This is a genomic window from Bacteroidota bacterium (genome assembly GCA_016195025.1).
Classification (GTDB): domain Bacteria; phylum Bacteroidota; class Bacteroidia; order Palsa-948; family Palsa-948; genus Palsa-948.
The window spans coordinates 72,680-92,177 of record JACQAL010000016.1; the positions used below are offsets into that span (position 1 = coordinate 72,680).

The following is a 19,498-nucleotide window of genomic DNA, read 5'->3' on the forward strand; positions in this document are numbered from 1 at the left end:
AATTCAAATTCTTATCTTCATTTACTATTTACGCCTACCTTTGCGCCATGAAGATTCTTGGCATCATTCCCGCACGCTATGCTTCCACGCGCTTTCCCGGCAAACCGCTGGCAGATGTAAAAGGGAAACCGATGATTCAACGCGTGTATGAGCAGGCAAAAAAATGCAAAGCGCTTTCGGAAATTATAGTTGCCACCGATGATAAAAGAATTGAAGCGGCAGTAAAAAAATTCAAAGGGAAAGTGGTGCTCACATCGGCAAAACACGAAAGCGGAACCGACCGCTGCTACGAAGCATTAAAAAAAATAGGAGAAAAAAATTTTGACGCTGTAATAAATATTCAGGGCGATGAACCATTCATTAACCCCGAACAGATTTCAAAAGTGGCAAACTGTTTTAAAGATGCAACTGTTCAAATTGCAACGCTGATAAAAAAATTGGAAAGCATTCACGAACTCACCAATCACAACGCCATAAAAGTTATCGTCAATAAAAATAAAGAAGCAATTTATTTCAGCCGCACCGCCATACCGTATTACAGAGGAGAAGATTTTTCGGAGTGGCCGAAACTGCATACTTACTACAAGCATATTGGAATTTACGGTTACCGTACGGATGTGCTCGCGCAAATAACAAAACTCGAACGCTCATCGCTCGAAATTGCCGAATCGCTGGAACAATTGCGCTGGCTCGAGAACGGATATAAAATAAAAGTTGAACTCACCGAAAATGAATCCTATTCCATTGACACGCCAGAAGATTTAACAAATGCATTAAAGAAATTTTCTAAATGAAAGTTATACCTTCGTCTGAGATGAATGTCGGGGAATATATCTGCGAACTTTTAGTTGAACACGACTGTGTGATTATTCCTTCCTTCGGAGGATTTGTCTGCAATTACTCTCCGGCAAAAATTATTTCAGGAAAAAATTTATTCGTTCCGCCTCGTAAAAAAATTTCTTTTAACCGGAACCTGAAGAACAATGACGGCTTGCTGGCAAATAAAATTTCACAGGAAGAAAATATTTCTTATAGAGAAGCAACTGATTTTATGTTTTCTTTTGTTGAAAATCTGAACGGAGCAATTGCTTCTGAAAAACATTTTGAATTAAAAAATATCGGAAAATTTTATTTGGGAGAAGAAAATATATTGCTGTTTGAACAGGATGAAACAGCAAATTACTTGCCCGCTTCGTTTGGAATGACAGCTTTCTATACTCCTACCATTAAGCGCGAAACCTTAGAAAGAAAAATTAAAACAAAACTCGAAGACAGAAAAATTACTTCTTCAAAACAAGATACTTTATCACGAAAAAGAATTCCTCTTGCACGATATGCGGCTGTTGCTGCTTTTTTATTGGTAGTTGCTTCGCTTGTTTTTATTTTTCTGAAAACCGATATGCTGAAAAATACAAACCTCGCCAACCTGAATCCTTTTGCAGAAAAGATTATTCCACTCTACCATTCTTCGGAAATTAATTTGCCTGCATATAAAAATAAAAATAGTGCCGAAAATATTTTTGTCAATGACACTATGCACTATCTGAATATGATGCTGGATGAAAAAATTCCGGTTGTGGTAAATTTGCAGGAAGATAAAACCATTGTCAAAAAAACCGGGAACATCAAACTAAAAACATCAAACCGGTTTTATATTATCGGAGGAGCATTTTCTATTCCCGAAAATGCACAGCGATTAAAACATAAACTCGAAAAACTCGGATACAGCGCTTCTATTCTTGAAAAAAAATTACAGTTGGTTTCTTACGGAAATTATTCTTCACGCGAAGAAGCATTGAGCGCGCTCGAAAAAATTCGCACCGTTCAGGCAGATGCATGGCTTATGAAAAATTGATTTTCAGATGAGATTTTTTTTCTTTCCATTTTTCTTTCTTTGCTTGCATATTCGTGCAAGCCGCCCGTTCCTGTATATTTTGACAAACCTATCGGAATAAAAATTCAGGGCTTCGATACAACATTGGCAGGCAACTATTTTCCGCTCGATGATATTTTAGATAAAAGCATTCATGAGTTTTCGGAAAAATATGAAATCCGATACGATAAAATTATTTTTAAGAACAAAAATTCCATTAAGCCAAATGAAAAAGAAATTAACTACGATGAAATAAAGGAACTCATAGGCAAAGATTCCTCTAAGGAAAAGAAGGAAATAAAATGCGACAGTTCATTGGCAAAGTTTAATAAACTGGCAGTTGATAAAATGGAAAGTGAAAAAAGCGCGCACGATGTGGCGGGCATTATCAAAATCATGTATGACAAAGCCATTGCTATTTCTGTTGATTCAGCGGGGGTGAATCATTATGACACGCTGGCAAAACTGGACATGAACACAGTTCTTACAAAATACTCCGGAAAATATTTTTTGAACTTTAAAACTCCTTTTGGCTGGGAAATTCTGCAAATGGAAACATGGGAAGAAAAATTTTTGAGTGTGCGCCCTTTTTATTTTACTTCTTACGATAATTGCGCGCAGACGGTTGCCGCCCTCACGGCTTCCACAAAAAATATTTATCCCGGCTTGAACCCTGTTGTTCTTGATAAAAAAGTGATTGGCTTTCGCGCTTCCATGAATCCAAAATTAATTTTGGAAGCATTTAAAAAATCCGAAAGCCCGATGCTGCTGATGCGGGTGAAATAAATTTTATTCTTCTCCTGTTTTTTTTCTTCGCTGATTCCTGTAAATAACAATGGCGAGGTAAATCATCGCGATAAAAAGAAAAAGCCCGATAATTCCCCAGATAAAATTCAACGTATCTTTCATTACTACTATGAAAATAATTGCCACTAAAAAAATAGTCGCCACTTCATTCCACATTCGTAATTTGAAAGACGAATATTTTATTTCATCGCGCTGAAACTGCAGATACATTACATGACATTGAATATGGTAAAGCGTGAGCCCGAATACAAAAGCAAGTTTGAGAATAAACCAGGGGGAAGAAAAATAATATTCGAACTTTGAAAATGCCATCCAGAATCCAAAAACATAAGTGCCAATCATGCTCGGCCAGGCGATTCCATACCACAACCGCTTCTCCATAATTTTATATTGCCTCTGCAAAATATCTTTTTCAGAAATCGGTTTCTTCTCCGCCTCCGCATGATAAATAAACAAACGCACGAAATAAAACAACCCGGAGAACCAGGTAACAATAAAAATAATGTGGAGCGCTAAAAGATACGGATTCATGAATCAAAGTTAAGTATTTCTATCTTTGACAAAATTTTTTACTATGAAATCAAAATCACCCAAAGAAACCTATACTACTACCACTGAAATTGTTCTTCCCAACGACACAAACGCATTGGGAAATTTACATGGCGGCAAGTTAATGCTGTGGATGGATGTTGTTTCGGCAATTTCCGCCAGCAGGTTATGCAACCAGGTGGTAGTCACTGCTTCGGTAAATAATATTTCTTTTCGCGAAGGAATAAAACTCGGAAGCATTGTTACGCTCGAAGCAAAAGTTTCCCGTTCATTTCATACTTCTATGGAGGTGGTGATTGATGTTTGGGTGGAAGACCGTTTGACAGGTAATAAGAAAAAACATAACGAAGCCATTTTCACTTTTGTTGCGTTGGATAAGAATGGCAAACCTATTCCTGTTCCGGAAGTTGTTCCTGAAAACGAGGAAGAGAAAAAAAGATTTGCGGGCGCATTGCGAAGAAGGCAATTAAGTTTGATTCTCGCTGGGAAAATGAAACCTGATGACGCTACCGAACTGAAAGCGCTTTTCGTAAAATGACAACTTAGTTGTCATTCTGAGCGAAGCGAAGAATCTCCTCTTCATTTATTTCATTCATGCATTTGAAATGTTTCTTCGGACATTTTGAAAAACCGAGTTTGGAACATGGGCGACAAGAAAGATTTGAGATTTGGGATTTGAGATTTGGGATTTGAGATTTTCCATAGTAAGGATACATTCCGAACTCGGGAATGGTATTTCCCCACACAGAAACAATTTCTTTTTTGAAAGCGGCAGCAATATGCATGAGTCCGGTATCGTGAGCAATAATTTTTTTTGCTTGCTTAACCAACGAAGCCGATTGATTGAGATTAAATCTGCCACATGAATTAAATACTGCCGACTGCCGGCTGCCGACTGCTGACTTGATTTGTTCTCCTTTCTCTTCATCTTCTTTCCCGCCCAGCAAAATTACCGGTAGGTTTATTTTTTGAATAATGGAAATAATTTTTTCTTTAGGCAATTGCTTGGTAAAATATTTTGCACCGATTACAAACCCAACATATCCATTTTGAAATTCTGCAGGAAGCGTTTTTAAATCCACTTCATCCTTTGTTGGAATAAAATAATCCAGTCCTCTTTCATCATTTTCTATTCCCAAAGATTTCACCGTTGAAAAATACCGGTCAACAATATGAATGTTCGGAAGTTTGTTGATTCGAAAATTCACCATCAGCCATTTTTCAATATTCAATTTGGAAAAAGATTTTGATTTCTTTTTAAGGATGGACTTCACTTGTGCCGAGCGCAGATTATGATGAAGGTCAATTATGAAATCATAATTTTCTTTTTTCAGTTCCGCAGAAACTTCGGATACATTTTTTTCGATGGTATAAATTTTATTGAGGTACGGATTACTCTCAAGAATCGGAGAGAATTGTTTTTTGGTAATGTAATGCACCTCGGCACTGTTCGCTTGTTGTTTAATACAGCGGATAATCGGTGTAGTTAGAACTATATCTCCGATGGAACTGAAGCGTATGATAAGTATCTTAGTCAAGATAGAATTTTAATTATCCTCCCCAATTATCTCTATCTAAACTCCTGTATTGAATGGCTTCGGCAAGGTGAGAGGTTTTTATTTCTTCGGAAGAATCCAAATCGGCAATGGTGCGTGATACTTTAAGAATTCTATCGTAAGCGCGGGCAGACAAACCAAGTTTTTCCATCGCGTTCTTGAGAAGTGTTTGTCCGGCTTCATCTATTTTGCAAATTGTCCGCAGCGTATTTGCATTCATCTGCGCGTTGCAGTAGGTTCCGGAATTTTTTTCAAAACGCTTCGATTGAATTTTTCTTGCATTGATTACCCGCTCGCGGATTTTTTCACTCGGCTCGGCTTTTCGTTCACTGGAAAGTTCGGAGAAAGCAACGGGAGTAACTTCAATATGAATGTCTATTCTGTCAAGCAGCGGTCCGGAAATTTTATTCAGATATTTCTGCACAACACCGGGCGCGCACACGCAATCTTTTTCGGGATGATTGTAGTAACCGCATGGACAAGGATTCATAGCGGAAACCAGCATAAAACTTGCAGGATATTCCACTGAAAATTTTGCGCGGGAAATTGTAACTGTTCTGTCTTCGAGCGGCTGGCGCATAACTTCCAAAACATTTCTTGAAAATTCCGGAAGTTCATCCAAAAATAAAACTCCGTGATGCGCCAAAGAAATTTCTCCCGGCTGAGGAAAACTTCCGCCTCCAACAAGCGCCACATCTGAAATCGTGTGATGAGGCGAACGGAACGGACGAGCCGTAATGAGTGAAGTTCCTTTTCCCATTTTTCCCGCCACCGAATGAATTTTTGTTGTCTCGAGTGCTTCTTCAATGGTGAGCGGGGGAAGAATGGTCGGAAGGCGTTTTGCAATCATTGTTTTTCCCGCGCCCGGAGGGCCAATCATAATCACGTTATGTCCTCCAGCAGCAGAAATTTCCAAAGCGCGCTTGATATTTTCCTGTCCTTTCACATCGGCAAAATCCAAATCTGATTTTCCGAGGCGGGAATAAAATTCTTCAGCAATATTTATTTTCGTCTGCTCAAGATTTTTTTCTCCGTTGAAAAAATCAATTACGTCTTTTATGTTTTCCACTCCGTAAACTTCCAGTTCGCCAACGGCTGCGGCTTCCTGCGCGTTTTGTTTCGGAAGAATAATTCCCTTGAATCCTTTTTCTTTCGCCTCAATGGCAATCGGCAAAACTCCTTTTATCGGACGAACTTCTCCATCCAAAGAAAGTTCTCCCATGATAATGTAATCGCTTAACTGTTCGCTTTTGATTTTATCGTCCGCGGCAAGAATTCCGATGGCGGTTGTTAAATCATAAGCCGAACCTTCCTTTTTAATATCGGCAGGCGCCATATTGATGGTAACTCCTTTGCCCGGAATTTTATGCCCGATATTTTTTAATGCTGCGCCAATGCGATGCTGGCTTTCTTTCACAGCTACATCCGGGAGGCCAACCATAAAAAAGAAAACTCCTCCTGAAATATTTGTTTCAATGGTAACAAGCGTTGCTTTTATTCCGTGAACTGCGCAGCCGAAAGTTTTGACGAGCATCAGATATTTTCTTCAACGAAGTGAATGAGCGAGTGAATAACCTTGATGTGAATTTCCTGTGCGCGGTCTGCGTATTTTGAATAAGGCGCGCGGATTTCAATATCGCAGAGAGAAGACATTTTTCCTCCGTCTTTTCCTGTGAGTCCTATAACCTTCATTCCCTTTTTCTTTGCGGATGAAATTGCGTTCAAAACGTTTTTTGAATTTCCGCTGGTGCTGATGGCGAGAAGAACATCGCCTTTGTTTCCTACGGCCTCGATGAAGCGGGAGAAAACAAAATCGTATCCGTAATCATTCGCCACGCAGGAAATATGCGAAGGGTCGGAAATTGAAATTGCGGGAAGCGCTTTTCTATTTTCTCGGAATCTTCCTGAAAATTCTTCGGCAAAATGCATAGCATCGCACATCGAACCTCCGTTTCCGCAGGAAATAACTTTGTTTCCCTTCTTGGATGAAGCAACTAAAAGACTTCCTGCTTTTTCAATCGCAGAAAAATTTTTATGGTCAGAGACAAACTTTGCAAGAATGTCGGTGGCTTCGGAAAAATTTTGGTGGATTATATTTTTTTTCATCTTGTTCGGCTCCGAAGGAGTCGCATATTAATAGTGCAAATATATCTATTCATCTCCGACCTCTTCGGGGTCGAACATCATTACGAAATTATTTCAAAGCCCGTGTATGGCACTAACGCTTTAGGAATTTTAATTCCATTATCCATTTGATTATTTTCCAGAAGCGTGGCGACAATTCTTGGCAACGCAAGCGCGCTTCCGTTAAGCGTATGCGCGAGTTGCGGTTTTCCATTTGCTTCGCGGAAACGAATTTTTGCCCGGTTGCTCTGAAAATTTTCAAAGTTGGAAACCGAACTTACCTCCAGCCATTTTTGCTGTGCGGCAGAGTAAGTTTCGAAATCGTACGTAAGCGCGGAAGCAAAACTCATATCGCCTCCGCAAAGTTTCAGAATCCGAAAAGGCAAACCAAGTTCGCGAACGATACCTGCAACATAATTTTTCATTTCCTCCAGTGCGTCATACGATTTATCAGGATGAGCTATTTGAACTATTTCAACTTTATCAAACTGGTGCAAGCGATTTAATCCGCGAACATCTTTTCCGTACGAGCCTGCTTCCCTGCGGAAACAAGGAGTGTACCCGCAATTTTTGATTGGCAATTTTTCTGCTTGCAGAATTTCGTTGCGATAAATATTTGTAATGGGAACTTCAGCCGTTGGAATGAGATAAAGTTTATCGAGTGGAACGCTGTACATCTGTCCTTCTTTATCGGGAAGCTGTCCGGTGCCGAAACCGGAATCTTCATTCACAAGAATTGGCGGCTCGACTTCTAAATATCCTGCAGCAGTTGCCTTGTCGAGAAAAAAATTTATGAGCGCGCGCTGAAGTTTTGCGCCTTTACCTTTATATACTGGAAATCCTGCGCCCGTAAGTTTCACACCCAATTCAAAATCTATCAAATCATATTTCTGCGCAAGTTCCCAGTGAGGTTTTGCGTTAGTAGAAAGTTTTGGTAATTCTCCTTCTGAAAAAACATTCTCATTATCCGCGGGAGTTTTTCCTTTCGGAACTTTTGAGCTGGGAAGATTGGGAAGCAGAACCAGAACTTTATTTAATTCTTCTTCGGCAGAAGCAAGTGAGGTTTCTAATTTCTTCGCGGATTCTTTTAACGTAGTGCTTTTACTTTTTAATTCATTCGCTTCGGCTTGCTTTCCTGTTTTAAAAAGTTCTCCGATTTGTTTTGCCAAAGTATTTGCTTCTGCATTCAATCCATCCAATTCGGTTTGAATTTTCCTGCGGTCGTTATCAAGCGATAGAATTTTTTCTACGTGCACCTTCGAGTCAAAATTTTTTACCGCCAGCCGTGTGATGACTTCTTCTTTGTTTTCGCGTATGTAATTTAACTGAAGCATTGAATTGCAAAAATAAAAATCTATCCTACACTAATCGTTGAATCGCGGATTCACTACATTGTTATATATGGAGCCGAACGTGTAAGTGATTCCAAAATTTCCCCAGAAACTATAAGCGGTTGCAAGCTGGCGCTGCTGCAAAAGAATTTCTGCGAGCGAAGCGCCTGCTTTCGGCAGAGAAATCTGGTCGTGGATGAGCGACACGCTTCCGCCCAGCCGCACCGACATTCCTTTGAACACACGGATATTCACCCACGGGCGAAAATAAATATTGTTCAGCGAAAAATCATTCATATAATTCGAAGCGGCAAGCGAAGCGGAAACCGAGCCCCATTTTTGTTTTAACTCCAGCGCAACGGCAAGGCGCTCGCCCCATAATCCTTCGCGCGTTTTATTAAAAATGGTTGTGTCGTAATACATCGAATAAGAATATCCGATCGAATATAAAATGCGGAGCTGCTTGCGCGTTGCCTGCGAGTAAGGAAATAAATCATATTCTATAGCAGGAGAAAGCCCGCCCTTGAAAGCAAGGTTGCTGTAGTCGGCATTTTCCGCTCGCAAAAATCCTCCGGCAGACCAATGGTCGCTAATACTTTTCACAAGAAGATTATTAAAATTGTTGGAGCGGTTAATACTGCGCACCGTGGTGGTGTCATCTATTTTATAATAACTTTCTCTATAATTATTTCCAATTCCAAAATGAATTTTCCAATCCTTGGTGACCTTGTCAACAGAAAAAGAAGTCCACGATGAAATGGAATAATACGTTTGCTGCCCGTTAAAAAATCCGCTCGCGTCCAGGTTGCACACCCAGTTTCTCCATTTGTCTTTTACATTTTCTGCCGAAGGCGGGTTGTTCATAGTAATCTCAATAAATTTTGCAAGCGGAGTTTTTGAAACATAGCGCATCAATCCCATTTTCATTGTGGCTGCCTGCCCCTCGCGGATTTCATCTTCGGTGGCATCAGCTTTATAATTGTAAACAAGCGTATCGTTCACGCCCGAAAAATTTTTCTGCCCTATGAAAAAAAAGGAATATGCACCGCCTCCCGATGCCGTGCGCTGAAATGAAAAAAGAATATGCACGTGCGCTTCTTTGCGCTCGCGCACATAATTTACGAAAGTGATTCCCCTGCGGAAATAATCAATATCGCACCAGTAGCAGTCAATGAAAACTTTTATGGCGTCTTTCCTCAGCGAATCGGTTTTGGGAATTGTATCCTGCGAAAAAAATTTTCCGTTTCCCGTGAAAAGAAAAAGCGTGGCAAGAAAAGGGAAGCGGAAAATTTTTTTCATCGGTAAAAATAAAAATCTCCTGACTGTAGCAGCCAGGAGATTCACAATAGTTTTCGCTCGGCTTTATTTAGCAGGTTCTACCGATACAAACGAACGGTCTTTCGCTCCGCGCTTGAAAGTTACGATTCCATCTGTCAATGCAAAAAGCGTGTGGTCAACACCGATTCCAACATTTTTGCTGGGATGATGATGCGTTCCGCGCTGGCGCAGAATAATATTTCCGGATTTTGCAAACTGCCCTCCGTGAATTTTTATGCCGAGGCGCTTGCTGTGCGACTCCCGGTTATTTTTGGTTTTACCTTCACCTGCTTTATGTGCCATGACTTAAGAAATTATAAATTAAAAATTATAGATTATAAATTATGACTTGATATCCTGAATTTCGATTTTGGTTAAGTACTGTCTGTGCCCGTTCATCTTCGCGTAGCCCTTGCGTCTTTTCTTTTTAAAGACCATCACTTTATCGGCTTTCAGATGTTCAACAATTTTCGCGCTGATGGAAGCGCCTTTCACGTTAGGCATTCCCACATCCACTTTCCCTTCGTTATCCACGAGGAGAACTTTGTCAAAGTTCACTGAATCGCCTTCGTTTCCTTCGAGGCGGTGAACAAAAATCTGCTGGTTCTTGTGAACCTTGAATTGCTGTCCGGCAATATCTACTATAGCGTACATTTTCTTTTTGTTTTAAAAGGGGAGCGAAGGTAACAAATTTTCCTGAAGTGATTGTATAGATTTTTAGAAGGTAGTTTACGTCAATTCTCACTATGAAAAATGGCTTTTATTTCTTCTTTATCAGATTTAAATTCCAGCCCAATCCGAAGGAGAAGCGGAGTTCGGAAAGCGAAAGAGGAATCGTTACGTTTGATAAATCTTTACCGTAAACATATCTTCCTTCCATGAATAAATGAAAAAACTTTTGGAAATAAAAATTAAATCCGATTGCAGAGGAAATTAAAGGATTAACATGAATATTGCTTTGTCGCCATTCATATTGTTCAAAGCCCCAAGAATAAGTGTAGTTAATTCTTGCAATTGAAACTCCCGGTTCAAATGCAAAATACGGATCAAAATGATTTTTTGTTTTGAAATGAAAAGATGCTCCTGCAAAAGTGGAATGATTAAAATCAAAAGGATTGTTGCCATTATTATCTTTCGCTTTCAGAAAATAATAACTGTCGCCACGCAAAGAAATATTATCGGCAACGTAATATTCTAAATTCCCGTGAAGAGAAATGGTGGATGCATTTTCTTTGAGAAGAATTCCCGGGGAAATTGTCGCCATCGAACGAATCAATCCTTTGCGGATATATTGTTCGCTTTCCTGCTGCGAGAAACAAAAAGAGCCTTCGACTACGCTCAGGATGGCAGCTAATAGAATAATTTTTTTCATTTGAAATATTTTTATTACGCCTACTTGCTTTTCCTTCCCCAGAGTTTTGCAACATAAATATTCACGCTGAGATTAATCAGCAAGTGCCCGTCCAAACCTAAATCCCCTTTTTCAATTTTAATATCATTTCCTTGTGTCGCATCATTGTAAAAAATTGTTGTGCGAATATCTTTTCCAAGATGCAACATATATTGCGCAGTGAGCGAGATATCAAAATTATCTGCGAGATTATAGTGCGCTCCAATTCCCCCTTGCACAGCGGAACTAAACCTGCTCTGCGGCATATTGTAATCCGTGTAGTAGCCATTTTTCTCCACGCGTGTCCAATCAAAACAATGTCCGGCTAAAATATACGGAGTGAATTTTCCTTTTACGGTTTTATAGTTGAACGGATAACACAGCACCGACCAGCCGATGTGATAATCGGTTCGCCTGGCAAGCCCGCCAATATCGGTGGTGATATAATCGGCAAACCAATCGGAATTCATCCGCGAGCCAAAGCGCAAACGAAACTGCCCGCCAGTTCCCATTCCTAAATATCCCGCATCGCTGAACGCACTGATGGTGCTGCGCATTCCGAGCATAAGTTTGCCGGTTTCTTTTTTTGAAATGGAATCTTTTTGTGCAAGCGCAATTATGGGGAGCAGAAAAAACAAAAGCAAAATTTTTTTCATTGGATTTTAATTTGGTTGCAAAGATAAACGAATTGAAAGCGGATTTATTTTACCTTCAATTGCCGGTCAATAATTTCCAAACCTTCTCTGAATGAATGCGGATTATATCCAAGCACTTTCTTTGCCTTATCCAAAATGAAGCCAGTTCTTGGCGGGCGTTTGGCGGGCTGATTTAATTCTTCGGAAGAAACGGGGTTGATAAACGATTTGTCCAGCTTCCAGAAATCTGCAACTTCATACGCCAACTCAAGAATGCTTTTAGTTTCTATTCCCGAGATGTGAAAAATTCCTTCCGCGCCTTTCATTGCGGTGAGAATACAACCCTGCGCCAAATCTTCTGAAAGAGTTGGGGAACGGAACTGGTCGGTGATTACATTTATTTTTTTCTTCTGCTCCAGATTATTTTTCACCCACAGAATAAGATTGCTTCTGGTTCTGTCATCCACTGTTCCGAAAATAATTATTGTGCGAATGATGGACCATTTTAGTTTGCTCGCCATCACAATTTTTTCAGATTCAAGTTTTGTGAACGCATAATAATGAAGCGGGTTTGGTTTATCGGTTTCATCATATTCGCTTCCTTTCATTCCGTCAAAAATAAAATCGGTAGAAAGATGTATAAAATGAGCTCCGAATTTTTCCAAAACATCTACCATATACTGACCAGCTGTTGTATTTGCGAGCATCGCTTCTTCGCGTTTGGTTTCACAGGCATCCACGTTGGTCATTCCCGCTGTGTTGATGACAACATCGGGTTTGTATTTGGAAAATATTTTTTCTATTTCGGATTTATTTGTGATGTCGAGTTTCTCGTAGATGTAGCCGTCTTTTCTTTTCAAGCGGTTTTCTCCTCGTGCGCAGGCAATAATTTGAACTTCGGATTTTATTTTTTTCTGAATATCATCAGGAATTCTGCAAAGCGGGTCGCCAAGCAAACCGTAAATTATTTTTTGCCCGAGCATTCCGTTTGAACCGGTGACCAAAATTTTCATTGTGCGAATAGCGAATTGACTGCGAATCTACGAATAGAAATTCAAAGGAATGGCAGCGGGATTTTGTTAAACAAAAATTTCTTTCAGCTTGGAAATTTGTTCTGAAGTGCCGAGCACAAAAAGTTTTGCGTGGGGAATTAATTTTGTTTCGGGAGAAGGATTGATGACAAATTCTCCCTGCGCAGTTTTAAATCCGATAATGTTTGCTCCGCTGCGACTGCGAACGTCCAGTTCACTGATGGTTTTATTTTTGAAACTCTCCGGGAGTTTTTCAAAAGTTATTTCTTCCAGATTAATATCAACGCCAACTCCCGTAACGTAATCAATAAACTCCACCACATCGGGCTTCATCACGAGCGATGCCATGTGTGCGCCACCCACCATATCGGGCATAATCACGTGATTTGCTCCGGCAGTTTTTAATTTCTTGTCGGAATTTTCACCCGAAGCGCGTGAAATAATATTCAGTTTCGGATTCAGCGCGCGCGCGGAAAGTACAATGAATAAATTATCCGCATCAACGGGAAGCGAAGTGATGAGCGCACTCGCACGCTGAATTCCCGCCTGTAAAAGAATTTCATCCTGCGTTGCATCTCCTTTCAAAACCAGGTGCGGATATTTTTCCTGCATTGACTGAATGGGTTCATCTTTTTGTTCAATCACCACAAAAAGTTTTCCGTGTTCGCGCAGCACGCGCGATGCCTGCTTGCCGTTGCGCCCGTAACCGCAAATGATAACGTGATTCTCTAATTGTTCCAACTGGTTTGCCAATCGTTTCGATTTAAAATATTCGCGGAACTCTCCATCGGCAATATAGCGCGTGATGGATGTAATCGCGTAAGCAAAAGTACCAAAACTCGTGATGATGAGAAAGGCGGTGAACAATCTTCCGGCATCGGACAGCGGATGAACTTCGGTAAAGCCCACTGTTGCCACCGTGATGATGGTCATATAAAATGCTTCGATGAAGGTGAAATGCTCTATGAGAATGAAGCCGATGATTCCGATAATAAGAATGACAAATAAAATTGCAAGCGGAATATAAAGGCGGGAGAATTGGCGGAAGTGATTCATTCAATCTACTAATTTACTAATGGGCACTAATGTACGAATGAAAACCAAAATCCATTGGCTGTTAATTAGTAGATTAGTAGTGATTGGTAAATTAGTAGATACTCTAAAAATCCCAAACGCTTGGGCGCTTGTGTTTTTTCGGCTTGAAATATTCTTTGTTCTCGAGAAGAAATGCCATCACAAAATAAACGATGATGGGCGAGCCGAAGGTGAAGAAAGAAATATAAACAAAGTAAAGCCGGACTTTGGTGGTTTTAATTCCCATTTTCTCCCCGAGCCAGGTGCACACACCGAAGAGAGGCGTTTCAATAAATTTCCGGAAGCGGTTGAGCATAGCACAAATCTACGAAAAACGAATTGATACGAAAATGCGAAAGTGAGAATTATTTCAGCAGCGCATTTCCAATTCCGCAACTCAAGCATTTCTTGTTTGAACAATATTCGTTTTTAAGCTGCAGCAATGCTTGTGTTTCATAGGAAGATTTTGCAGGCAGCCCGATTGATTTCCATTTTGAAATGATGGAATTATTTTCCGCATCTAATTTTTCAAGAAAGATTAATGCATTGTCACAGTATTTCTCTTCACCTTTTTCTTTGCCGTATATAAACAGGAAGGGAACAATAGTATTTATGATAATTGTGTTAATGGAATCTTTTCCTATTTTTTTTATTCGCTTTGAAGAAAATTTATCAAACTGATAATGTGTTTGCCAGTATTCGCTGGTTTCGGTTTCAAGCAGAATGATGATTTGTTTTACTGAGCCCGCTTCCAGAATTTTTGAAAAGAGATGCGAAGATTTATAAATAAGATTTGCAAATTGTGAAATGCGAATGGTTGGAAAATTTGGCGGATGCAATCGCATAAATTTCCAGAGGGAAGAATCAATGGGTTTGAGTTTGAATTTACTTTTCAGGAATTTAAATTCTTTTTTGAGTTCATTGGGATAATCATCTTTGAAATCTTTTTCTAACATTCCTGCTGTTCCGAAAAGCAAAGATTCAATCTGCAATAAGTTGTTCTTGTGTTTTGAGAGAACGGAAACAGGCAATTGTTTCGACAGCAATTCAAATGGATCTGAATTTATTTTCTGTCCGAAGTTGCGGGCGAGCATCTGATAAAAAGTTTCTTCCCAGTTATTTTTATTCTGCTTCAGCGAATCGGTAATAATTTTTGATTTTCGTTCGAGACGTTCAACCAATAATCTGTCGAGCCAATTATTCAGCGTGAATTTATCTACAGAAGCAATTTGCTTTTCACAGGGAATCCAGTCCTTGCTCGATTTGAATTGCAGATATTTTCCGTAAATATTTTGAGGGATTTTATTTTTCAATTCCAACGTTGGAATTAATTCTCCATTTCTCCTATGAAGTTTTTCATCTGCTTCATGCACCACGTGAAGAATAATATTGTCGTATGCTTTATCGGTGGTGTGTTTGTGTTTATGCCAGTCGGAAGCGCTGGTGTGAATCTCCACGTTGCCCGCCCATTCAGTTCCGGCAATTTTAATTCTCGCGTTAAAAAAATCAGGACCTGAATCTGAATTATGCTCACCAACCTTCAGGATTTTAATTTCTTCTCCCGAAGTGGTTTGTAAATCTTTATTATCAAACAAACGGAACTTCCAGATATGCCAGAGGAATTCTTCGGTCATGGTACGGATAACTAATGAATACGAATTTACGAAAAGCAAATACTATAATAAGGAAGACATCTCCTTCTGCGTCTTCATTGCTTCTTCTCTTGCTTTGGTTGCAAAATTTTCTTTGTCGCTCGCGTAAATAATATTTCGGGAAGAGTTTACGAGAAGTCCGCATTGCTTGTTCATTCCGAATGTGGCAACCTCTTGTAAACTTCCGCCCTGCGCGCCAACACCCGGCACCAATAAAAAATGTTCGGGGACAATTTTTCTTACATCAGCCAGCATTTCCGCTCGCGTTGCGCCAACTACATACATCATGTTATGGGCATTTCCCCATTGTTGAGATTTTTTCAGAACGGTTTTGTATAAATTATTTTCAGTTTGAAAATCATTCGCTCCTTTATTAGAAGTAAGCGCAAGCAAAATCACCCACTTGCCTTCGTACTGCAAGAACGGAGTTACGGAATCTTCGCCCATATATGGAGCAACGGTGATAGAATCAAAATCCATAGAACCGAAAAATGCCTGCGCGTACATAGAGGAAGTATTGCCGATGTCACCGCGCTTGGCATCTGCAATCGTAAAAATATCTTTGAAGTTTTTTAAATAGTCAGCAGTTTTTTCCAGTGATTCCCATCCTGCGCTTCCGATAGATTCATAGAAGGCAATATTCGGTTTGTATGCCACGCATAAATCGTGAGTAGCGTCAATGATTTGTTTGTTGAATTCAAAAATCGGGTCGGAAGATTTGTGAAGGTGCTTGGGAATTTTTTTCAGGTCGGTATCGAGCCCGATGCAGAGGAAAGATTTTTTGCTTTTTATGTTTTCGTAAAGTTGTTCTCGCGTCACTTTTTATCTGGCTCTCTATTATAGTAAAACTTACCGCGGCAAAACCATAATCTTTCCGCTCGTGGAGGAGTTACCCGCCTTCACGGTATAGAAATAAACTCCTGCCGGAACTTTTGCGCCCGAAGAATTTCTTCCATCCCAGTTTAGGGTATATGCGCCTGCGGAATTAAATCCGGCAGAAAGATTTTTCACTTCGCTTCCGAAAACAGAATACACCGAAATGGAAGTTTCGGCCGGGTAGTTAAGTTCATAGCCAATCTTCACAAAATCATTGAACGGATTCGGGTAAGCGAAGACGGAACTGAGCGAAGCCAAAATATTATTCACCGAACCCGGAGGATTCAAAAGCGAATCATTCGTGAACAAACTTCCTATGTCAATATTCTCATCGCCCGTTTGATAAATCAAATACTGGAAGGAATCGAAAAGCATTTCATCGGTAGTGCTTGTGCCCGCCACAACATTTTGCGGAGGGTTGTTCGGATTGTTCGGGTTTGCCGTAGTATTATCATACATGTGGCTGGAATGAATCGTATACCCTACAGGAAGTTTCACCAGGTTCTTGAAGGTGTAAAATCCCTGCCAGTTGAAATCCCAGTTGTTGATTCGAATCAGTGGAATGGTGTTGGTTCCGTTATCGGCATAATTCAGCATGGTTTTGCAAATGAGATGCGAGTGGGGAAAAGTTGCGTAAACAGAAAGCGGAACCGTCAAGCCACCACTGTTAGGATATTTTGCCGTATAAGACGGAGTGGTGTTGGCAAGAATAAACATGCTCCAGTTCTGCAGCAGAGTGGAAACATACATGGTGCGGATTCCGGTTGCGCTCAGCGGATAAAAGTACAAGCGGATTTGCGTGCTGTCTTGTTTTCCTCCGGAACCGGCAGGATAATGAATCTGCATTATTATTTTTGAACCGGCTTTTAATTTTATTCCTGCCTTTAATGGCGCTTGCCCGGGAAAAATGGTGGGGAAACTTCCGGGCGCATACACTCCCAAATCAAATTGCCCCGGCTCGGTGAAACATCCTCCGCTGAGGTCGCTGTTTACAGTTCCGGTAGTGTCCACTTTGATTACCACGTGATGAACAATGGGCGCGTTTCCCGGAATCACTTCGAAAGCGCGAATGATTCTGTCCTGCGCTAATCCGGTGGGAAGCGCAAAACAATTATACGCATCGGTGGAACCGGTGGCATTGCTGGTGAACGTGGGAATTTTCAGAATCAAATCGGGAGTGCCGTTCAATTTATATTTTGTATACGTGGGCGCAGGCGGGGCTTTGGTGGTGTCACCTTGCGAACATCCCTGGTTTATCCAGTTAATGATGGTGCTTTTTTCTGTACTCGTGATAATCCGCTCATGAAGAAAGCGCGTGTAATTTGTATCGGGCGACCAGGGCGGCATTTTTCCGCTGTTCAAATCGGCTTTAATCTGCGGGCACCAGGGAGAAGTTTCACTCCAGTTCATCATGGAAAAAGGCGCTCCGCCATTCTGGTGATGGCACGAGGTGCAGCGGCTGTAAAAAATTCCCGCCACGTCTTTGTATTCCAGAGTTTGCGCGAACCCTTCGACTCCGCCCAGGGTGACAACTGCGATGAAAACAAAAGAGAAAAGTTTTTTCATAGTGATATATTTAAAACTCACCCCGACTTCGTCACCCCTCTCTTTATAAAAGAGAGGGGTTGAGGGGAGAGTTATCTCGGCATTAAAACAATTTTTCCGCTGTTCTCCGATTTCCCCGCACGGATAACGTAAAAATAAATTCCATCGGGAACTTTTACTCCTTCATCGTTCGTTCCGTTCCATTCCACATCATTGGCGCCTGCTTTCACATCTTTGCTAAGAAGAGTTTTTACTTTGCTTCCGAAAATAGTATAAACTTCCACCGTAACTCTGGAAGAGTTTCTCAACTGGTAGCCGATATGAATTTTATCGGCAAACGGATTCGGGTAAGCAAACGAAGTAAGGCCGGAAGCAAAATAAAATTCATTCACAGAGGTGGGAGGAGGATTCAGCAAGGAATCATTCGCCAGCAATCCGCCTATGTCAATATTTTCATCGCCATTCTGGTAATACATCCACATGAATGCATCAAACAACATTTCATCTTTTGTGGTTTGCCCGGCAGTAACCAATTGCGGAGGGCTATTCGGATTGTTAGGGTTTGCCGTAGTGTTATCGTAAACGTGAGACGAACGCAACGTATATCCCACAGGAACTTTTACCAAATACTTATAAGTATAATATCCCTGCCATTTGAAATCCCATTTGTTTTCGCGAATGAGCGGAATTGTATTTGTTCCGTTGTCGGCATAATTCACCAAACTGGTGCACACTTCGTGGCAATGCGGAAAAGCAGAATACAACGAAAGCGCAGCCGTCAAGCCACCGCTCGAAGGATATTTTGCAGTGAATGTCTGCGTGGTGTTGGCAGGAATAAACAGCGACCAGTTCTGCAAAAATACCGTGCTGTAAGTTTCGCGGATGCCGGTGGTGCTAGTGGGATAAAAGTATAAACGTATTTGCGTGCTGTCTTGTTTTCCTCCGCTGCCCACCGGGTAATGAATTTGCAGCACAAGTTTAGAGCCCGCCTTTATGCGCATTCCCATTTTCAGCGGAGCAACTCCGGGAAAAACAGTGGGTCCTGCACCGGGAGCATATCCTCCTATTCCAAATTGTCCCGGCTGATTATAGCAAGTGCCGGAAGTGTTATCGGTAACCGTTCCGGTTGTATCCACCGAAACCACCACGTGGTGCACAATGGCCGGGTTTCCCGGAATAATTTCAAACGCGCGCAAATACCTGTCTTGCGTCAAACCGGTGGCAAGCGCAAAACAATCATACGCATCGGCAGAACTGGCATTGCTGGTGAAGGTGGGAATCTTCAGTATCAAACTCGGAGTTCCGTAAAGTTGGATTTTTGTATACACAGGCGCAGCAGGCGCTTTGGTAGTATCTCCTCCCTGGCATCCATCGGTTATCCATTGAAGAATGGTTGCCTTTTCAGAAGTGGTGATAATGCGCTCGTGAAGAAAGCGCGTGTACGTTGTGTCGGGCGGCCACACCGGCATTTTGCCGCTGTTCAAATCGGCTTTAATCTGCGGGCACCAAGGAGAGGTCTCCGAATAATCCATCATGGAGAAAGGCGCGCCTCCACCATTGTGGTGGCACACGGTGCAGCGGTTGTAAAAAATTCCGGCAACGTCTTTATAAACTAATTGTGCGCTGGCAGTGAAAGTCCCTTCGACTCCGCTCAGGGTGACAACTGCGATGAATAAGAGGGGGTAAAGTTTTTTCATGAAATAAATTTAGGTTGTGGTAAGACGAATTTAATGCGTTC

The 19,498-nt window shown here is 41.0% G+C and carries 21 protein-coding genes; 4 read left to right on the forward strand and 17 right to left on the reverse strand.

The window, feature by feature from the left end; all coding sequences use genetic code 11:
* The first annotated feature begins 47 nt into the window (after positions 1 to 47).
* Genes kdsB through HY063_02850 form a run of 3 tightly spaced genes read left to right on the forward strand, consistent with a single transcriptional unit; the run spans position 48 to position 2,659 of the window.
* Entirely contained in the window at positions 48 to 794 is a 747-nt protein-coding gene (kdsB, locus tag HY063_02840; GenBank protein ID MBI3500706.1) for a 3-deoxy-manno-octulosonate cytidylyltransferase, read from the forward strand.
* Positions 791 to 1,855, forward strand: a complete 1,065-nt coding sequence (locus tag HY063_02845; protein ID MBI3500707.1) for an HU-CCDC81 and SPOR domain-containing protein — start codon at positions 791 to 793, stop codon at positions 1,853 to 1,855. The genes kdsB and HY063_02845 overlap by 4 nt, the downstream gene beginning before the upstream one ends.
* 39 nt (positions 1,856 to 1,894) lie before the next feature.
* Positions 1,895 to 2,659, forward strand: coding sequence for a hypothetical protein (locus tag HY063_02850; protein ID MBI3500708.1), 765 nt, complete (start codon positions 1,895 to 1,897; stop codon positions 2,657 to 2,659).
* Positions 2,660 to 2,662: 3 nt separating this feature from the next.
* Here HY063_02850 and HY063_02855 read toward each other — a convergent pair whose 3' ends face one another.
* On the reverse strand, positions 2,663 to 3,211 hold the full coding sequence (locus HY063_02855) for a CopD family protein (protein ID MBI3500709.1): 549 nt from the start codon (positions 3,209 to 3,211) through the stop codon (positions 2,663 to 2,665).
* A gap of 43 nt (positions 3,212 to 3,254) precedes the next feature.
* Here HY063_02855 and HY063_02860 point away from each other — a divergent pair, with 43 nt between their 5' ends.
* Positions 3,255 to 3,767 (forward strand): acyl-CoA thioesterase, encoded by a 513-nt coding sequence (locus HY063_02860; GenBank protein MBI3500710.1) that lies wholly within the window; start codon positions 3,255 to 3,257, stop codon positions 3,765 to 3,767.
* Positions 3,768 to 3,771: 4 nt separating this feature from the next.
* On the opposite strand, the gene HY063_02865 is transcribed toward HY063_02860, so the two are convergent.
* The 16 genes from HY063_02865 to HY063_02940 all read right to left on the reverse strand — a co-directional run bounded on the left by HY063_02865 (position 3,772) and on the right by HY063_02940 (position 19,457).
* Complete coding sequence (locus tag HY063_02865; protein MBI3500711.1) at positions 3,772 to 4,770, reverse strand: glycosyltransferase family 9 protein; 999 nt, start codon at positions 4,768 to 4,770, stop codon at positions 3,772 to 3,774.
* A gap of 10 nt (positions 4,771 to 4,780) precedes the next feature.
* Positions 4,781 to 6,319, reverse strand: a complete 1,539-nt coding sequence (locus HY063_02870; protein ID MBI3500712.1) for a YifB family Mg chelatase-like AAA ATPase — start codon at positions 6,317 to 6,319, stop codon at positions 4,781 to 4,783.
* Positions 6,319 to 6,891: a D-sedoheptulose 7-phosphate isomerase gene (lpcA, locus tag HY063_02875; protein MBI3500713.1), complete on the reverse strand. Its 573-nt coding sequence runs from the start codon at positions 6,889 to 6,891 to the stop codon at positions 6,319 to 6,321. The genes HY063_02870 and lpcA overlap by 1 nt, the downstream gene beginning before the upstream one ends.
* 80 nt (positions 6,892 to 6,971) lie before the next feature.
* Positions 6,972 to 8,243, reverse strand: coding sequence for a serine--tRNA ligase (gene serS, locus HY063_02880; protein MBI3500714.1), 1,272 nt, complete (start codon positions 8,241 to 8,243; stop codon positions 6,972 to 6,974).
* 30 nt (positions 8,244 to 8,273) lie between these two features.
* Positions 8,274 to 9,539 (reverse strand): hypothetical protein, encoded by a 1,266-nt coding sequence (locus HY063_02885; protein MBI3500715.1) that lies wholly within the window; start codon positions 9,537 to 9,539, stop codon positions 8,274 to 8,276.
* Between the two features lie 63 nt (positions 9,540 to 9,602).
* Positions 9,603 to 9,860, reverse strand: coding sequence for a 50S ribosomal protein L27 (gene rpmA / locus HY063_02890; GenBank protein ID MBI3500716.1), 258 nt, complete (start codon positions 9,858 to 9,860; stop codon positions 9,603 to 9,605).
* 39 nt (positions 9,861 to 9,899) lie between these two features.
* Complete coding sequence (rplU, locus tag HY063_02895) at positions 9,900 to 10,211, reverse strand: 50S ribosomal protein L21 (protein ID MBI3500717.1); 312 nt, start codon at positions 10,209 to 10,211, stop codon at positions 9,900 to 9,902.
* Positions 10,212 to 10,317: 106 nt separating this feature from the next.
* On the reverse strand, positions 10,318 to 10,929 hold the full coding sequence (locus HY063_02900; protein MBI3500718.1) for a hypothetical protein: 612 nt from the start codon (positions 10,927 to 10,929) through the stop codon (positions 10,318 to 10,320).
* A 20-nt stretch (positions 10,930 to 10,949) separates the two neighbouring features.
* Complete coding sequence (locus HY063_02905) at positions 10,950 to 11,603, reverse strand: outer membrane beta-barrel protein (protein ID MBI3500719.1); 654 nt, start codon at positions 11,601 to 11,603, stop codon at positions 10,950 to 10,952.
* Between the two features lie 44 nt (positions 11,604 to 11,647).
* Positions 11,648 to 12,595, reverse strand: coding sequence for an SDR family oxidoreductase (locus HY063_02910; protein ID MBI3500720.1), 948 nt, complete (start codon positions 12,593 to 12,595; stop codon positions 11,648 to 11,650).
* Between the two features lie 66 nt (positions 12,596 to 12,661).
* Positions 12,662 to 13,669 carry a potassium channel protein gene (locus HY063_02915; GenBank protein MBI3500721.1) on the reverse strand — a complete coding sequence of 336 codons (1,008 nt, stop codon included), beginning with the start codon at positions 13,667 to 13,669 and terminating at the stop codon, positions 12,662 to 12,664.
* 103 nt (positions 13,670 to 13,772) lie between these two features.
* Positions 13,773 to 14,003, reverse strand: coding sequence for a PspC domain-containing protein (locus HY063_02920; GenBank protein ID MBI3500722.1), 231 nt, complete (start codon positions 14,001 to 14,003; stop codon positions 13,773 to 13,775).
* 49 nt (positions 14,004 to 14,052) lie between these two features.
* On the reverse strand, positions 14,053 to 15,321 hold the full coding sequence (locus HY063_02925) for a DUF2851 family protein (GenBank protein MBI3500723.1): 1,269 nt from the start codon (positions 15,319 to 15,321) through the stop codon (positions 14,053 to 14,055).
* A 42-nt stretch (positions 15,322 to 15,363) separates the two neighbouring features.
* Entirely contained in the window at positions 15,364 to 16,158 is a 795-nt protein-coding gene (gene pyrF / locus HY063_02930) for an orotidine-5'-phosphate decarboxylase (GenBank protein MBI3500724.1), read from the reverse strand.
* 30 nt (positions 16,159 to 16,188) lie between these two features.
* The gene (locus HY063_02935) at positions 16,189 to 17,781 is read right to left on the reverse strand and encodes a T9SS type A sorting domain-containing protein (GenBank protein MBI3500725.1); all 1,593 of its coding nucleotides are present in this window, start codon (positions 17,779 to 17,781) and stop codon (positions 16,189 to 16,191) included.
* Between the two features lie 71 nt (positions 17,782 to 17,852).
* Positions 17,853 to 19,457, reverse strand: a complete 1,605-nt coding sequence (locus HY063_02940) for a T9SS type A sorting domain-containing protein (GenBank protein MBI3500726.1) — start codon at positions 19,455 to 19,457, stop codon at positions 17,853 to 17,855.
* Positions 19,458 to 19,498 lie beyond the last annotated feature (41 nt).

Excerpts from the sequence above, each read along its gene's own strand:
- kdsB (MBI3500706.1), top strand. The coding sequence starts at position 48 with ATGAAGATTCTTGGCATCATTCCCGCACGCTATGCTTCCACGCGCTTT.
- HY063_02845 (MBI3500707.1), top strand. The coding sequence starts at position 791 with ATGAAAGTTATACCTTCGTCTGAGATGAATGTCGGGGAATATATCTGC.
- HY063_02855 (MBI3500709.1), bottom strand. The coding sequence starts at position 3,211 with ATGAATCCGTATCTTTTAGCGCTCCACATTATTTTTATTGTTACCTGG.
- HY063_02860 (MBI3500710.1), top strand. The coding sequence starts at position 3,255 with ATGAAATCAAAATCACCCAAAGAAACCTATACTACTACCACTGAAATT.
- HY063_02870 (MBI3500712.1), bottom strand. The coding sequence starts at position 6,319 with ATGCTCGTCAAAACTTTCGGCTGCGCAGTTCACGGAATAAAAGCAACG.
- lpcA (MBI3500713.1), bottom strand. The coding sequence starts at position 6,891 with ATGAAAAAAAATATAATCCACCAAAATTTTTCCGAAGCCACCGACATT.
- serS (MBI3500714.1), bottom strand. The coding sequence starts at position 8,243 with ATGCTTCAGTTAAATTACATACGCGAAAACAAAGAAGAAGTCATCACA.
- HY063_02885 (MBI3500715.1), bottom strand. The coding sequence starts at position 9,539 with ATGAAAAAAATTTTCCGCTTCCCTTTTCTTGCCACGCTTTTTCTTTTC.
- rpmA (MBI3500716.1), bottom strand. The coding sequence starts at position 9,860 with ATGGCACATAAAGCAGGTGAAGGTAAAACCAAAAATAACCGGGAGTCG.
- rplU (MBI3500717.1), bottom strand. The coding sequence starts at position 10,211 with ATGTACGCTATAGTAGATATTGCCGGACAGCAATTCAAGGTTCACAAG.
- HY063_02900 (MBI3500718.1), bottom strand. The coding sequence starts at position 10,929 with ATGAAAAAAATTATTCTATTAGCTGCCATCCTGAGCGTAGTCGAAGGC.
- HY063_02905 (MBI3500719.1), bottom strand. The coding sequence starts at position 11,603 with ATGAAAAAAATTTTGCTTTTGTTTTTTCTGCTCCCCATAATTGCGCTT.
- HY063_02910 (MBI3500720.1), bottom strand. The coding sequence starts at position 12,595 with ATGAAAATTTTGGTCACCGGTTCAAACGGAATGCTCGGGCAAAAAATA.
- HY063_02915 (MBI3500721.1), bottom strand. The coding sequence starts at position 13,669 with ATGAATCACTTCCGCCAATTCTCCCGCCTTTATATTCCGCTTGCAATT.
- HY063_02920 (MBI3500722.1), bottom strand. The coding sequence starts at position 14,003 with ATGCTCAACCGCTTCCGGAAATTTATTGAAACGCCTCTCTTCGGTGTG.
- HY063_02925 (MBI3500723.1), bottom strand. The coding sequence starts at position 15,321 with ATGACCGAAGAATTCCTCTGGCATATCTGGAAGTTCCGTTTGTTTGAT.
- HY063_02935 (MBI3500725.1), bottom strand. The coding sequence starts at position 17,781 with ATGAAAAAACTTTTCTCTTTTGTTTTCATCGCAGTTGTCACCCTGGGC.
- HY063_02940 (MBI3500726.1), bottom strand. The coding sequence starts at position 19,457 with ATGAAAAAACTTTACCCCCTCTTATTCATCGCAGTTGTCACCCTGAGC.